This window comes from Oculatella sp. FACHB-28, from assembly GCF_014696015.1.
Classification (GTDB): Bacteria; Cyanobacteriota; Cyanobacteriia; order Elainellales; family Elainellaceae; genus JAAUTN01.
In genome coordinates this window covers 82091-96182 of the sequence record NZ_JACJPJ010000092.1, presented here as the reverse complement: position 1 = coordinate 96182, position 14092 = coordinate 82091, and the positions used below count along the sequence as shown (strand labels likewise).

Annotated in this window: 10 protein-coding genes; 3 read left to right on the top strand and 7 right to left on the bottom strand. The window is 46.0% G+C overall.

What is annotated here, in order from left to right; all coding sequences use genetic code 11:
• Positions 1–239: 239 nt before the first annotated feature.
• Together H6F88_RS24910 and H6F88_RS24905 are read right to left on the bottom strand one after the other, a co-directional pair.
• On the bottom strand, positions 240–920 hold the full coding sequence (locus tag H6F88_RS24910) for a response regulator transcription factor (protein ID WP_190645485.1): 681 nt from the start codon (positions 918–920) through the stop codon (positions 240–242).
• Between the two features lie 5 nt (positions 921–925).
• Positions 926–2026 (bottom strand): response regulator, encoded by a 1101-nt coding sequence (locus tag H6F88_RS24905; protein ID WP_190645483.1) that lies wholly within the window; start codon positions 2024–2026, stop codon positions 926–928.
• Positions 2027–2429: 403 nt separating this feature from the next.
• Between H6F88_RS24905 and H6F88_RS24900 the strand changes: the two genes are divergently transcribed.
• Positions 2430–3869, top strand: coding sequence for an ABC transporter substrate-binding protein (locus H6F88_RS24900; RefSeq protein WP_190645481.1), 1440 nt, complete (start codon positions 2430–2432; stop codon positions 3867–3869).
• Positions 3870–3927: 58 nt separating this feature from the next.
• The gene (locus tag H6F88_RS24895) at positions 3928–6387 is read left to right on the top strand and encodes a hybrid sensor histidine kinase/response regulator (protein WP_190645479.1); all 2460 of its coding nucleotides are present in this window, start codon (positions 3928–3930) and stop codon (positions 6385–6387) included.
• 666 nt (positions 6388–7053) lie between these two features.
• Here the strand turns inward: H6F88_RS24895 and H6F88_RS24890 are convergent.
• The 3 genes from H6F88_RS24890 to H6F88_RS24880 form a co-directional block, all read right to left on the bottom strand.
• Positions 7054–8241 carry a calcium-binding protein gene (locus H6F88_RS24890; protein WP_190645478.1) on the bottom strand — a complete coding sequence of 396 codons (1188 nt, stop codon included), beginning with the start codon at positions 8239–8241 and terminating at the stop codon, positions 7054–7056.
• Between the two features lie 355 nt (positions 8242–8596).
• The gene (locus tag H6F88_RS24885) at positions 8597–11455 is read right to left on the bottom strand and encodes a TIGR02921 family PEP-CTERM protein (RefSeq protein ID WP_199318457.1); all 2859 of its coding nucleotides are present in this window, start codon (positions 11453–11455) and stop codon (positions 8597–8599) included.
• Between the two features lie 45 nt (positions 11456–11500).
• A complete protein-coding gene (locus H6F88_RS24880) occupies positions 11501–11689 on the bottom strand; it encodes a hypothetical protein (protein WP_190645475.1) in 189 nt (62 codons plus the stop codon).
• An 11-nt stretch (positions 11690–11700) separates the two neighbouring features.
• Between H6F88_RS24880 and H6F88_RS24875 the strand changes: the two genes are divergently transcribed.
• Positions 11701–12810 carry an S-(hydroxymethyl)glutathione dehydrogenase/class III alcohol dehydrogenase gene (locus H6F88_RS24875; RefSeq protein ID WP_190645473.1) on the top strand — a complete coding sequence of 370 codons (1110 nt, stop codon included), beginning with the start codon at positions 11701–11703 and terminating at the stop codon, positions 12808–12810.
• 220 nt (positions 12811–13030) lie between these two features.
• Here the strand turns inward: H6F88_RS24875 and H6F88_RS24870 are convergent, their stop codons facing one another.
• Positions 13031–13558, bottom strand: coding sequence for an adenylate kinase (locus tag H6F88_RS24870; RefSeq protein WP_190645471.1), 528 nt, complete (start codon positions 13556–13558; stop codon positions 13031–13033).
• 45 nt (positions 13559–13603) lie between these two features.
• On the bottom strand, positions 13604–14059 hold the full coding sequence (locus H6F88_RS24865) for a GNAT family N-acetyltransferase (protein ID WP_347277740.1): 456 nt from the start codon (positions 14057–14059) through the stop codon (positions 13604–13606).
• Positions 14060–14092 lie beyond the last annotated feature (33 nt).

Genomic DNA, 14092 nt, shown 5'->3' with positions numbered 1-14092 from the left:
GCCTATTTTTGCGACACTCCCCTCAATCTGTAGATTAGCGTTACTTATTTGAAAAGCGCGCCAGTTTCAGGAGCATCTAAACCAGTCAGGAGAGTTTCATCGCCAACGCAATAACCTTAGAGTATTTGAATATAAACCCTGACCACATGGCATAAATGCCATTTTTCAACCGTGACATTTGTCATGTGCCCATAGGGGGCTATTGTTGTGAATAGATTATAGGACAGTGTGTGGAGAGCCTAGTTCTCAGAATCTTCAAGCCAGGTCAGGTGAGAATTGGCAAGAATCGCTGCTTGGGTGCGATCGCGTAAGTTCAATCGACCTAAGATGTGAGTGATGTGATTTCTAACGGTTCCTTCCGAGAGGTGAAGGGATTGAGCGATTTCTCGATTGCTAGAACCTACTGCAATCAGTCGCAAGATTTCTCGCTCTCTCGGGGTCAGCTCTGTCAGCCCTGGCGGTAGTTCTGGTTGCTCAGGCTCCTCTGTTAAAGGTGCCTGGGAGATTAAATTCTCCAAGATTCCGGGTCCAAATTGGGTGTAACCTTTGTAGATTGACCGAATTGCCTCTGCCAGCTCCTCTGAAGGCATATCTTTTAACAGGTATCCCTTTGCTCCAAATCTCAATGCCTCCGCGACATATCGAGTATCATCAAAGGTTGTCAACACCAAAATCTTTGTTCCTACAAACGTTTGACAAATCATTTGAGTCGCTGTTACCCCATCCATGATGGGCATTCGGATGTCCATCAGAACAACATCTGGCTGATCAGACGAAGCCCACAGGGTTTTCAACTGCTGAATGGCTTCCTGTCCATTACTGGCTTCTCCTACGATCCGAAGATCGGGCTTAGTCTCTAAAAGAGTCTTTAAGCCCCGTCGAACAATCTCTTGATCTTCTACAAGCAGTACTTTAATCATAAGTCTTAAGCAGTTGGGAAAAATGCACTAATGTGGCAGCCTCTGTTTAATTCACTGATGATCTCTAGGTGACCTCCTAGTGCCACGGTTCGCTCACGCATTCCTTGAAGCCCAAAGCCAGTTCTATTCTCCCTGACTCGAAACCCTTTGCCGTTGTCTTGAAGCGACAGCGACAAACCGGAAGCGTTGGTATGAATTTGGATTTGCACAGCGGTTGCCTCCGCGTGCTTACAAATGTTTGTCAGCCCTTCTTGCACAATGCGATATACAGCAGTATTAATTTGAATGGATAAGGGATGAGACAAGTTAATATGACATTCTGGTAAGACTCCAGTGGTGCGGTGAAATTCTTGAGTCAGGGTGGCGATCGCTGCCTCTAACAATTGTCCCTTAAGCGGGTCTGATCGCATATCAGATACTGATTGTCGCACTGCTTTGAGCGCTTCTGAACCTAGCTGTTTTGCCTCCTTAAGAAACGTGTAAGCCCTATCTGGAGCTTCTTGCCATAATGTTAGAGCTGTTTCCATCTGAATATTTAGCGCCACGAGTGCGTGCCCTAGTGAATCATGAATATCGCGGGCAATTCGGTTTCGCTCCTCTAGAGTTGCCATCTCTTTTATTCGCTGGTTCAAGGTTTGCTCGTGTTCTAGCGATCGCCGCAGATTTGCCTCTGTTTGCTGTAAGCAAATGTTTTGAGCTTGAAGCTGTGTTTGCAGTCTGCGGAGTGTAAGCTGGTTCTCGATTCGAGCAAGCACTTCTTCTACTTGAAATGGCTTTGTGACATAATCCACTGCCCCCAATGAAAAGGCCCTTACCTTATCCAAAGTTTCGTTCAAGGCGCTGATGAAAATAATTGGGATTTCTTGAGTGCTAGGGTTGTTCTTTAAGTGCTGACAAACCTCATATCCATCCATTCCTGGCATATAGATATCAAGCAAAACCAAATCAGGAGGCTGGGCTGATGCACCCATCAACGCGGTTGAGCCGTTTGTTACGCTCCGGACCTCGTACCCCTGCTCCAGAAGTAGGGTCGATAAAAAACGTAGATTATCTAGCGTATCATCGACGATGAGAAGATCTCCCTTAGAAGATGAAGTGTGGTTCATAGTCTGCGCCTACTTGTAGCTCATGAGGGATTGAGATAATTCAGCAGTAGAAATACTGGCTTGAATCTGTAATTTTCGTTACAAAATACAATACTTTTTGAAACAGGTGATATTTAAGATCAGTAATTTGTGAGACTATGCCTATTTCCAAAAACTCATCACCAGCTAATTTACATTCTTAGTGAACGCTGTGGCTGAGAATTAAAACAATTTAAACACTCGCTCTCACGTGTTTATTCTACAACTGTGATCGCGATCGCCATCCAACAGAGCTTTGCCTAATCAAGCAAATTTTTTATACCAAAACTTGATTACAACCCAACTCACTTAATTTACCTCTTTTTTCAAGCATTGTCGAATAGAAGAGATTATGCACATAGGGATAACATACACGTATAACAGTATGAATAGCCAAGCTGCTAGCGTTAGTAAGTTTCTGCGTAGAAAGACCAGTCGTCGGCTGAGGCGATTTTATCAATTCACGCTCATAGCATTGGTATTGAGTGTTATCATCGCTGCCTGCACTAACAGCGAACCAGGCGCTATAGTCACCGATCCGCCTGACCACAACGCAGCTCTAACAATCTGGTGGGATAAGGGCTTTAATCTAGAAGAAGATGAAGCCATTCAGCAGGTTGTGAACGATTGGAGTAAGCAACACAACGCGCCTGTTGAGCTTTCCTTTTACACAGCAGATGATTTGTCACAAAAAGCGCAGAGAGCACTGCAAGCGGGCAATCCACCAGACATTATGATGAGCAATAGTGCTGGCAAGGCCCTGATCCCTCGTCTTGCATGGCAAGGAGAACTGGCTGATGTTTCTGATGTCATTGAACCAGTCCAGCAGCTATATCCAGCTTCAGTTCTAGACTCTGTCGCTCTCTACAATAATACGAACCAAAAACGTAGTTATTACACAGTGCCGATTTCTCAGTCAAACATTTATATCTTTTACTGGCGAGATCTCATTCAACAAGCAGGCTTTCAGGAAAGCGATATTCCTCAAGACTGGGACACCTTTTGGGCATTCTGGCAGCAAGTGCAGGATAACCTCCAGAATCAGCCAAACCAAACTATTCATGGATTAGGTTTTTCCTACTCAGTTGCATCTGGTGATACTTACTCCATGTTTGAGCATATTTTAGAGGCACACGATGTGCAACTATTAACTCCTAATGGAGATCTTTTGATTGAAAACCCCCAAACACGTCAGGGTATCATTGATAGTTTGAGGTGGTATACACAATTTTATCAGCAAAGGTACGTTCCATTAGGGTCTGAAGATTGGAGAAATTCTGATAACAACACTAATTTGCTCAATCGTACTGTGGTAATGACCCCAAATGCATCGCTTTCAATTCCTGCTACTGTCCGTCAAGATACTGACACCTATCAAAACAAACTTGGCATCCTGGAATTTCCTAATAAACCCAGCGGGCAACCGATGCGGTACTTGGATGATATTAGGCAAGCTATAGTATTTGCAGATTCTGAAAATCAGAAAGCAGCGAAAGAATTTCTCTCATACTTAATTCAACCTGAGGCAATTGAGAACTATCTCAAAGCGGCGGGAGGGCGAAATTTACCCGTTATGACTTCTATTTTAGAAAATTCATTTTGGACAAACCCTGCTGATCCCCATCTCTCAACAGCAACCAAAATCCTACTTGAAAAACAATCTCGTCCATTCTATTCGATTTATCACCCTGCCTACAGTTTGGTTGTTCAAGAGAACGTTTGGGGTCAAGCTATTAATCGCATCGTGGTCGATCGTGTCTCTCCAGGGCAGGCTGCCGATGACGCAATTCAGCAAATCCAGCAGATTTTCGCTCAGTGGCAATGAGCCAAGGAAGAGGTTGAAGAATATTTTTCACATGCTTTAAAATTTTAGGAGAGCTGCGATGAGATTCTGGAACCAAAACATTACCAATAGAGTCTCTAGCTCCTTTTTACTGCTTTCTCTTGTAACGGTCGGTGTTGTTGGAGGAGTTGCTTTTACCAGAGCCAAAGAAGCATTAAAGCAAGCAACCTTTAACCAGCTTAATGTTACAGCCAACTCAAAAGAAGAAGAAATGTCTCGTTGGTTTGAGGACCAACAAAGGGATGTTTTGTTGATGACCCAGGTTCCCAATATTCAGGATGATCTAGGAATACTTCTTTCTGAGCGTTCTGACGCAAATTACACTGCAGCTCATGAGGAACTTTCAGACTACTTAACAAAATTCGTTCAGCTCAAACCTAGTCTATTAGAAGTCTCCATTTTGGATTCTAGCAATCGTATTGTTTTATCAACGAATAGAAGCCGTGAGGGTAGATATGAGGTTCTAGCTAGTGTTACTTATCTTGATCACGTTGAGCCAGGAAACACTTTTGATCCAATCTTTTATGTTTCATCAACTACAGGAAAACCATCTGTTACATTAGCAGCGCCATTGCGCGATGAATTAGGCACTCGTCGGGGGTTAATTTTGGCTCACCTAAATCTAGATCGAATTGATCAAATTGTGCGAGAACGTACTGGTTTAGGTAGAAGTGGTGAAACCTATTTGGTCGGCTCATTCAGCAGTGAGACGATGTTCATTTCTAGAGAACAGTCGCGATCGCAAACCGTTCTACCAGAAATCAGCAGCCACGGAATTGACGCAGCAATGCACGGGATTAGTGGCTCTGGGCTTTATTCAAACTATGCAGGTGTGTCTGTAATTGGAGTATATCGCTGGCTCAACGACCGTGACATTGCTCTGCTAGTGGAAATGGAGCAAAACGAGGCATTTGCTCCTGCTCGTCAGTTAGCAGGAACAATCATGTTGGTAGGATTAGCGTCAGCGGGAATTTTGGCGATCGGGGTTTATTGGCTGGCGCAACAGCTCCAAATTTCTCGCAAGCAGCTAGAAAATTATAGCCGTCAGTTAGAGCAAAAAGCTCAGGAAGCAGATACCGCGAACCATGCCAAAAGCCAGTTTCTTTCTAACATGAGTCATGAGTTTAGAACGCCACTCAACGTCATTCTAGGCTTTACTCAACTCATGGCTCGCAGTACCTCTCTCAATCCAAAGCAGCAAAACTATCTCAACACCATCAGCCGTAGCGGTGAACACCTGCTCAACTTGATTAATGATGTGTTAGAAATGTCTAAGATTGAGGCAGGCAGAGTTGTTTTAAGTGAGAGTAATTTTAACCTTTATGATCTGCTAAATTCGCTTCAGCAGATGTTTCACTTCAAAGCAGAGTCTAAAGGCTTACAGCTCGTTTTTGAACTGGACCCAGATCTACCTCAACATATTCGTACCGATGAGAGCAAACTGCGTCAGGTCCTAATGAATTTGCTGAGCAACGCAATTAAGTTTACCCAAACGGGACGTGTAATACTCCGGGTGAAACAAGTTGAAGAGCCAGAAAAAGATGTAGAGCATTCTCAGCGCTCAACTACTACATCTTTGCAGTTTGAGGTCGAAGACACTGGACCTGGCATCTCCCCTGAAGCAATAAAAATCCTCTTTGAGCCCTTTGTGCAGAGCGAGACGGGGCGCGATTCACAAGAAGGAACTGGACTTGGCTTATCTATTAGCCAGAAGTTTGTACGCCTGCTGGGAGGTAGAATTTCAGTCACCAGTCGCGTAGGTGCAGGATCAGCTTTTGGATTTGTAATTCAAGTTTGCCAGGTTGAACCGGAGCAAATTCAGATTCAAGTGCCCAATCGTCAAGTGATTGGCTTAGAAGCCGGACAGCTCAACTACCGCATCTTAGTAGTAGAAGACAACTTGAGTAATCGTCAGCTGCTTGTAGAGTTGTTAACCCCAATTGGTTTTGAGGTCAAAGAAGCAACTAATGGAGAGGAGGCGATCGCCTTATCCAAAAGCTGGTTACCTCATCTAATTTGGATGGATATGCGAATGCCAATTGTAAACGGGTACAAAGCAACCCAACAGATTAAAGCAGCAGGTACACCAGCACCAATAGTCATTGCGTTAACAGGCAGTGCATTTGAAGAAGAACGCATCGTTGCCTTATCCATTGGTTGCGATGATTTTGTTCGCAAACCCGTACGGGAGGAGATTATTTTTGAGAAGATGGCGCAATATTTGGATGTGCGCTATGTCTACGCTACCGAACTGCAAAATCAAACAGTACAACCTTATCTTCAGGCTCTCACTCCTTCAGATCTAACAGTAATGCCACCCGAGTGGATAGAGCAATTACATCAGGCTGCGACTAAAGTGAATGCAAAACAAGTCATTGCCCTGATACAACAAGTTCCTGCTAAGAATGCTAACTTAGCCACTCACTTAACCTATCTGGTCAACAACTTTAGGTTTGAAGAGATTATTAGTTTATGTTGTGTTGGACAAGCTAAAAGTTGAGAATCATCATACTGATTCCGATGAGCTACCTCAATCTTTGCCTGATAATTGCAGTCATCCTGAGTGTAGTAACGCTGTTTAAGCCACACTAAAGCGTCCTGTTTAGAGTGGAAGTGCCAATATATCTCCGTAGTTGGGTCGTACACTTCAAGGTATAAGTTGCGTTGGCGATCGCATTTACAAACAAGTTGAGACTCGTCATTTATGCCAACTGTATTGGCAAAAACTCTATAAAGACTTGAGCAAACTTGTAAGAAACGCTCGCCCTTTAAAGAGCGCCAGAATTTTGATGCTTTTGATCTGTAAGATCGTGAGTTTGGATTAGAGGAATTTGTGTTAGAAGAGATGGAATGGTGAAGCGACATGAAATTTTCCTTTGCTGCTTAGCCTAGAGAAGGCATGAAAGTTTGGTCTGTTGTGAAATTCTCAAGTTAGAACCCAGTGACACACTAGCTTGCCGTTGATAACGTGCCATTGGACCGTCAGACGAGATCGAGTAGGTTGAGGAGTTAATGAGTCACGGTTAGTGGTCGTTGCTTTTGTTAGTTCTATTAATGTGTGAGGTATGGGAAGTACCTAGGAAAAATTTTTGTGTAGGGTGTGTTTAACTTTCATAGAAGTGTTAGCTCCATGATTAAGGCTAATTCACACCCTACAAATCATCAATTAACCGAAGACAAAACTGAAGGAATTGCTGTCTAAGCTGAGAGTATTAGCGGCAACATTTTGCACTACGCCAATCAACTCATTTGTGACAAACTGGCTGTTGCTCTTAATGTAGATTCCAGTGCCAGAAATATTATTGAGTGAAACATTAGCGAGTAGATAGTCAGACTTAGAGCCTACTAACTGAATCTTGTCCTCTGCCGCCTTGAAATCAGTAATTAGCGCGTAATCTGTCTGTCCAGAGGTGTTGCGTTGTCCGTCGTCATAGAAGCGCACCATGTAAGGAAATTCGCCACTCTTTGCTGCACCTAGTGCGAAGTAATCAACTCCAGTTCCACCCGTAAGCCTGTCAGTTTCGCCCTTACCCGCGTTATCGAGCCAAGTTCCAACCAAGGTGTCATTTCCTGTTCCTCCTAACAGTCTGTCGTTGCCATCTCCGGCACTAAGGTAATCATTTCCTCCTGAACCGCTCAGCTTGTTGTGGCCCACACCGCTGTAGATCTGGTTGTTAAGGTCATTGCCTAAGCCGTTAACGTTACCCGCGCTGTCAAGAAATAATTGTTCAACACCACTGCTGAGACCGAAGCTAACGGTAGAGATTACCTTGTCGTAGCCATTGTCAGTGTCCAACTCATTAACTATATCTGCTGCATTGTCAACGTAATATGTATCACTGCCGTTGCTGCCAAACATCGCATCAGCACCGATGCCACCAAAGAGTCTGTCGTTGCCTGTGCCACCAAACAAAGTGTCAACGCCACCAGCACCACTGAGTGAGTCATCGCCCCTCCCTCCAAGCAGTTTGTTGTTGTTGCCGTTGCCCAAAATATAGTTGTTTAAAGCATTGCCTAGACCATTAGCAGCATTGCCAAGCAGTGTTAGATTCTCAACATTTGTTTTGCCGCCTGAGGAGAGGGAGAAAGAAACTGAGGATTTAACTGTATCAATGCCTTCATTGGCTGCTTCAAAAACTTGGTCGGTGGAGATATCAACAATGTAGGTGTCGTTGCCTTGACCACCTATCATTTTGTCAGCGCCTAAACCACCATTAAGCAGGTCGTTACCGCCAAATCCATTCAGCCAATCATTACCTGCAAATCCGAAGATTGAATCGTCGAAGTTGGTGCCGTTGAGTTTGTTTTTTTGGCTACCGTTATCATTGAATTGTGTACCCGTGATAATTGCCATTTGAGTGTTCCCAGATAAATTAGATTAAGCAAGAGAAATCACGTCATGCAGCAGCGAGCTTTGCTACTCGACTGAAGTAGTCAAAACTGATTTGGTTCAATCGCCAATTTGACAACCTTGAAGTGAAAACGATTTGCGATCGCCTCATCGCAAATCATTGATCTTCTCTTCGAGAAGCTGCTGAGCAATTGCGCTCTCTTGTGATGTTTCTAAGTTAATGGGTGAACAACTCCACTCACATCGAATAAATGTCACTTCCTTAGCGTGACATCTGTCATGCTGAAATCGTTTTTGCTCGAAAGCTGTTGGTTGTGTCGCAAAAAGGTTGTGTCGCAAAAACAGGTCAGTGGCGACGCTATGGTGAATTGTAGGAACGGGGTTGTCTGTGGGAGCGAGGTCTTTTTTTCGTAGATAGAAGTAGGACGATCGCCACCACTCCCATTCCAACTATGTTTCCAGGCTCAGGAACAGTCGCTACATTGAGTGGGTTATTGGGTTGAGTCAGTTCGTCTAACCCGTCCTCGACTTCGCGCTCAAAGCGATCGCTACTCACTTCTGCCTGGGCCAATAGTTCTCGCTGGCGATCGTTGACTAGTACCAGCATGGAGGAGTAAGGAGTGACAATCTCAGTACCTTTTGCCAGAGTGTGAATCGCATCCAGTTCGGCTAGCTGAGTCATGTCTTTTTCGCGACTCAATTTGAGAATGAGTTGTCGAGCCGCGAGTGGTGTGAAGTCGGCTTCTGTCGATGCACTGACTATAGGTTCAACTTCTGAAGTATCAGCTTGGGGTGATTCTACTCTCCAGATATAGCCGTCTGTAACGCTGGCAACGGAGTGTCCTAGTTTTTCCTCAGTTGCGATGCGCTGCATTACTTCTGCCACATTGGTTGCAACTCCGCCTCTGGTTTTTTGAATGGTTTCCAGGGTGGCATCATCGTAAGCAGGAGGTAATTCACCCAAATGGACAGCCCAAAGTGGGGAGGCGCTCGCCGGAAGTTCAGCCTCGTCAACCGTTAGCTCATAATTTCCCTCATCGGTGATTACCAGCACTGCATCATAAGCTGTCTCACCGTGCAACTGCCCAAACTGTTGCAGCATGGTGTGAATTGGTAGGTTGCCGTAGAAAGTAGTTTTGCTAGAGTCAAACTCACGAATATCATCCAGACGTTCCGGCTCGGCTCCAGCAGATGCGGTGAGATACAGATCCAGGTCGTTGTTGGCACTGTGTTGAGCTAGCCAGCGGAAGGTTTTGGTTAACTCGTTAGAATGAGTTGCCATGCTGCGAGAGCGGTCTAACACCAGTGCAAACCGTTTGGACTGGGGCAAAGCGGATGAACTGTGGCTCAGGGGTTCTGCCACAACCTGATAACCTCCTGGCAGCGTCACCTGATGAGTTTGAGGCGCGTGTTGTCGAGCGGGTAGCGATGTTTCTAGCCATTCTTCTGCTGGCAGTTGAGCAGCTCTGCCATTGCGACGACGTACGGTGTCTTCTGTCCAAAAGACATTGCGCTTTTCTGCCAGATGAGGCATCGGCCAGCCTTGCTCCTGTCGCATTGCCTGATAGGTCATCCACAGATGCAGTTCTCCCGGTTCACCATTCTGCTGCTGCATTGGAATGGGAAATACGCGCAGACGATATTGCCGTGGCCCAACTTGCTCTAGCAATGCCGGATCTTCTGCCACAAAGTTAGTGCTGCGGGCAACCTCTCCGGTGTAGACCTGTTGGGCAGCTCCACGCGGCGATACGACAAACGGAAAGCGAGTGGCTCGACTCATGCTGTCGCCCAGCCATACCCCCGTGAGAACAGCACTTTCGGGTAATGAGAAAGAGTAAAAGATCTCCTGATCCTGCCAGGTGGGGTTCTGATAACGCTCATACAGCTCAATCTCTGCCCAGTCTCCATGTTCATGCACATTCACTCGCTGCTGGGCTAGCCAGACAATCTGCTGGTTGATGTTGAGCAATCCTGCCTGAGTTTCGTCCCGGTTCGAGGTAGATTGCAGCGCGTTTTGAATTGCCTCCCGTTCTGCCTTTTGAATCGGGGCATCAAAAAATTCTGCATACAGGTTGGCGGCTCTATCTGCATCAGCACGCGAACCGTTATATAAGAATGGGGAAAGAATATGGTTGTGTAAATCCTGCCAAAATTGAGCTTTTTCTGGAGTCAGATTAAATACGTTGCGGTAAGTTTCGCTCAGGCTGTTGCTTTCTTCCCAGGGGCTAATGTAGCGGTAAGAGTTGAGATAAGCGTTGACCAGCCCTGTCCGAATCAGATCTGACTTAGCTAGAAGTTCTTGGCGATCGCCCTCCGTTGGAGCAGGCTGTGAAAGCAGCTTAAAGGCTTCGATCTGGGGCTGTTGTTGTAGAGCGGTGAAAATGAGTAACCAGGCAACTGCTACCCCTGCTGTCCCTGCTACGGCTTTGAGTTGTCCGTAGCGATCGCCAAACGCTGCTGCCACTCGCCACCAAGAGCGCAAGTAGAAATTTGTCATCACAAACGGCATGGCAAAAAACAGCGAACAGCTAAACCCGAATAGGAAGAGGAAAACGGGTACCCACCAGATTGTGCGTAGCGGACTGTGAGTGAGTGTATCCCGCAGGACGGGTATCCACTCAAGCTGGAAGAATTGGATAATCCATGTGAAGACTGCAAATAGGGATACACACAGAGCAGGCACCGCATAAAATGTCAGTAGTACTCCGGTGTACACTCCAACAATCAACATTAAGCTGTGGCTTGCTAGCTGTAGCCATGCCAAAGTGCGTTTGCGCGCCGCAAACCCACACAGCAACTCAACCGCAAATGCCCCAATGCAAAACAGCGCTGTACTCAAGATCTGTGAGCTTGCCGGAGTGAGTTCTCGGATCAGGAATAGGCGCAGCAAACATAGCGCCACCAGTGGCGCTTCGACCCCATAAAACAAACGCATCAGCAAAACAGGCTGTTTGCGTAATCGGAACCAACCCACCAGGGTGCAGACCGTCGGCACCAGGAGTAAACCCATCAAGCTTGCAACCAGCGTCGCGGGAATGGCCACACCTGCCCAAACGTCTTCAGAAAAGGCAAAGCCGATTTGCGGTAGAACGACTCCATAAGCTAGAAGCAAAAATGTACAGTTCCACAGCCAAAAGATGGAACCATAAGAGAAGTGAACTAGTTTTTTCATGGTGAAGCTGAGGTAAGGTTGTGGCTCCAGTTTGGAAGGGGTCATTTGCTATTTGCCTCTTGTGAGCAGCCCGTAATTGATGACTGATAATTAAATGACTATCCCTGATTGCGTTCCTAGTATTTCCTCAGTCGAGATCGGCTCGATTTTGGGAATAGTTTTGTAAAGTTTTGATAAATGCGATCGCAACTCCAGAAAGTAGCCAAGCTTAAGACTGAGGCAACCCGACAGCGGACGTGAGATAGTCATTAAGCTGTAAAAATCGGAATTGCTGATCATAGGAGCGCGTTATGGATGTCAAAGCCGCAGTTGCCCTCGCCGCAGGAGAGCCACTGAGCATTGAGACAGTTCAGCTTGAAGGGCCACAAGACGGGGAGGTGATGGTAGAAATCAAAGCGACCGGAGTTTGCCACACCGACGCTTATACCCTCTCTGGCTCTGACCCAGAAGGACTCTTTCCCGCTATCTTGGGGCACGAAGGCGCTGGAGTCGTCGTTGAAGTGGGAGCCGGAGTAAAATCTTTAAAACCTGGCGATCATGTCATTCCGCTTTACACGCCAGAGTGTCGTAACTGCGAGTACTGCCTGAGCCAAAAAACAAACCTGTGCCAAGCTATTCGTAGCACCCAAGGGCGTGGTCTAATGCCCGATGGAACCAGTCGCTTTTCTAAAGATGGCATGATGCTCCATCACTATATGGGTACGTCCACATTTGCCAACTATACTGTGCTACCTGAAATTGCCGTTGCCAAAATTCGCGAAGATGCTCCCTTTGACAAAGTGTGCTACATCGGCTGTGGAGTCACAACTGGAATTGGAGCCGTAGTTAACACCGCCAAAGTTGAACCCGGAGCGAATGTCGTTGTATTTGGACTGGGCGGCATTGGCTTGAATGTAATTCAAGGGGCGCGTCTGGTTGGGGCAAACATGATTGTGGGTGTTGACATCAACCCCAGCAAACGTGCTCTGGCAGAGAAGCTGGGCATGACTCACTTTGTCAATCCCAAAGAGGTAGAAGGAGATTTAGTTCCTTATCTGGTCGATTTGACAAAAGGTGGAGCGGACTACAGCTTTGAATGTATTGGTAATGTGAATGTGATGCGTCAGGCGTTGGAGTGCTGTCACAAAGGTTGGGGAGTGAGTGTGATCATTGGCGTTGCAGGAGCCGGACAAGAAATTAGCACTCGCCCTTTTCAACTGGTAACCGGACGAGTATGGAAAGGAAGTGCATTTGGTGGTGCAAGAGGACGTACTGATGTCCCTAAAATTGTGGACTGGTATATGGATGGCAAGATTAACATTGACGATCTGATTACTCAGGTGATGCCCCTTGAGCAAATCAACGAGGCATTTGACATCATGCACAAAGGAGAAGGAATTCGCACAGTTATCACTTTTTAGTGCTTAGCGTAAAGCATACAGCAATATTCCAGTGGGTAAGCCTTAGAGTAGGGGCGGTTCGCGAACCGCCCCTACAGGGATTTGTTGTTTATGCAAATGGAAATTGCTGTAAGTCTTCGTAGGGGTGGGTTTAGTAGACAAACCCTGATAGTAGCTGAGGTTCAACAGCAAAACCCACCCCTACAATATTGGGATTATCTAGTGTGGTTATCTAGCAGGGTTAAATATTAGCCCCATTCTCAATAGATTGGAAGAATTGAGCAATCTGCTCAGTAGATTGAATGTGATAAACACTTTTAGTGTTCTTTGCTTGCTCAACATACTGGCGATATTTGGGAGTCAAATATTTGTGGCATAACCAGAGCACACGGTAACTGTTCATCGAACTCTTTAAGATGGGGCTCTTATCAGGCCAGCCTGCGGGCGGATTAGAGTAACCTGTGACGAATCGTTTAGTGACCCACCAGCAATGTACGTAGAGGGGCAGATCTACAAAAATCAGACTATCTGCCTCATCAAGTCGCGGCCAAAGGGTTTCCAGAGAACCAAATCCGTCAATGATCCACTGATCGCTGGTCAAAATTTTCTGATGGATGGATTTGTATTCCTCATCTGGAACCTCAATGCCTCCTGGTTGATATTTAACCTTGTCCAGGATGTAGAGTGGCAGTCCAGTGATCTCTGATAGCTTTCTGCTTAGAGTTGATTTACCACCTCCAGCATTGCCAAACACTGCTACTTTTTTCATACTGATTCCTGTTTGAGACACTGATTCCTGTTTGAGATACAGAGCTTAGAGTTTTTTCGTCATAAACACACTATTGGGATCATCAATATATCCAGCAAAGGGCCCTCGGTACTCAAACCCATACCGTGTGTATAAGGCTCGTGCTGGGGCGAATTCTGCGAAAGATCCTGTTTCTAAATTGAGGCAATTATAACCGCGTCGTTCAGCTTCTTTGATCATGTGTTCTAGAATTTTTGCGGCAACTCCTTTGCGTCGATGAGCATTAGCGGTACGCATTGATTTGACCTCACCAGTTTTTGGATCTAGTTCTTTTAGTGCGCCGCATCCGAGCAGTTCATCACCTTCCCAGGCTGTCCAGAACGTGATGTCGGGCGATCGCAATGCCTCTAAATCGAGTGCATGGGCACTTTCGGGTGGGGTAATCTCATACATATTTTCGAGATGTTCCCGGAGAAGGTCAGCGATCTGTTGACCGGTCAGGTCATCTTCGCGAATTTCCAAGTCACTCATCTTTTTAGTTGGCTCTGTAGACAT

Excerpts from the sequence above, each read along its gene's own strand:
- H6F88_RS24895 (WP_190645479.1), top strand. The coding sequence starts at position 3,928 with ATGAGATTCTGGAACCAAAACATTACCAATAGAGTCTCTAGCTCCTTT.
- H6F88_RS24870 (WP_190645471.1), bottom strand. The coding sequence starts at position 13,558 with ATGAAAAAAGTAGCAGTGTTTGGCAATGCTGGAGGTGGTAAATCAACT.
- H6F88_RS24885 (WP_199318457.1), bottom strand. The coding sequence starts at position 11,455 with ATGACCCCTTCCAAACTGGAGCCACAACCTTACCTCAGCTTCACCATG.
- H6F88_RS24905 (WP_190645483.1), bottom strand. The coding sequence starts at position 2,026 with ATGAACCACACTTCATCTTCTAAGGGAGATCTTCTCATCGTCGATGAT.
- H6F88_RS24875 (WP_190645473.1), top strand. The coding sequence starts at position 11,701 with ATGGATGTCAAAGCCGCAGTTGCCCTCGCCGCAGGAGAGCCACTGAGC.
- H6F88_RS24910 (WP_190645485.1), bottom strand. The coding sequence starts at position 920 with ATGATTAAAGTACTGCTTGTAGAAGATCAAGAGATTGTTCGACGGGGC.
- H6F88_RS24900 (WP_190645481.1), top strand. The coding sequence starts at position 2,430 with ATGAATAGCCAAGCTGCTAGCGTTAGTAAGTTTCTGCGTAGAAAGACC.
- H6F88_RS24890 (WP_190645478.1), bottom strand. The coding sequence starts at position 8,241 with ATGGCAATTATCACGGGTACACAATTCAATGATAACGGTAGCCAAAAA.
- H6F88_RS24880 (WP_190645475.1), bottom strand. The coding sequence starts at position 11,689 with ATGATCAGCAATTCCGATTTTTACAGCTTAATGACTATCTCACGTCCG.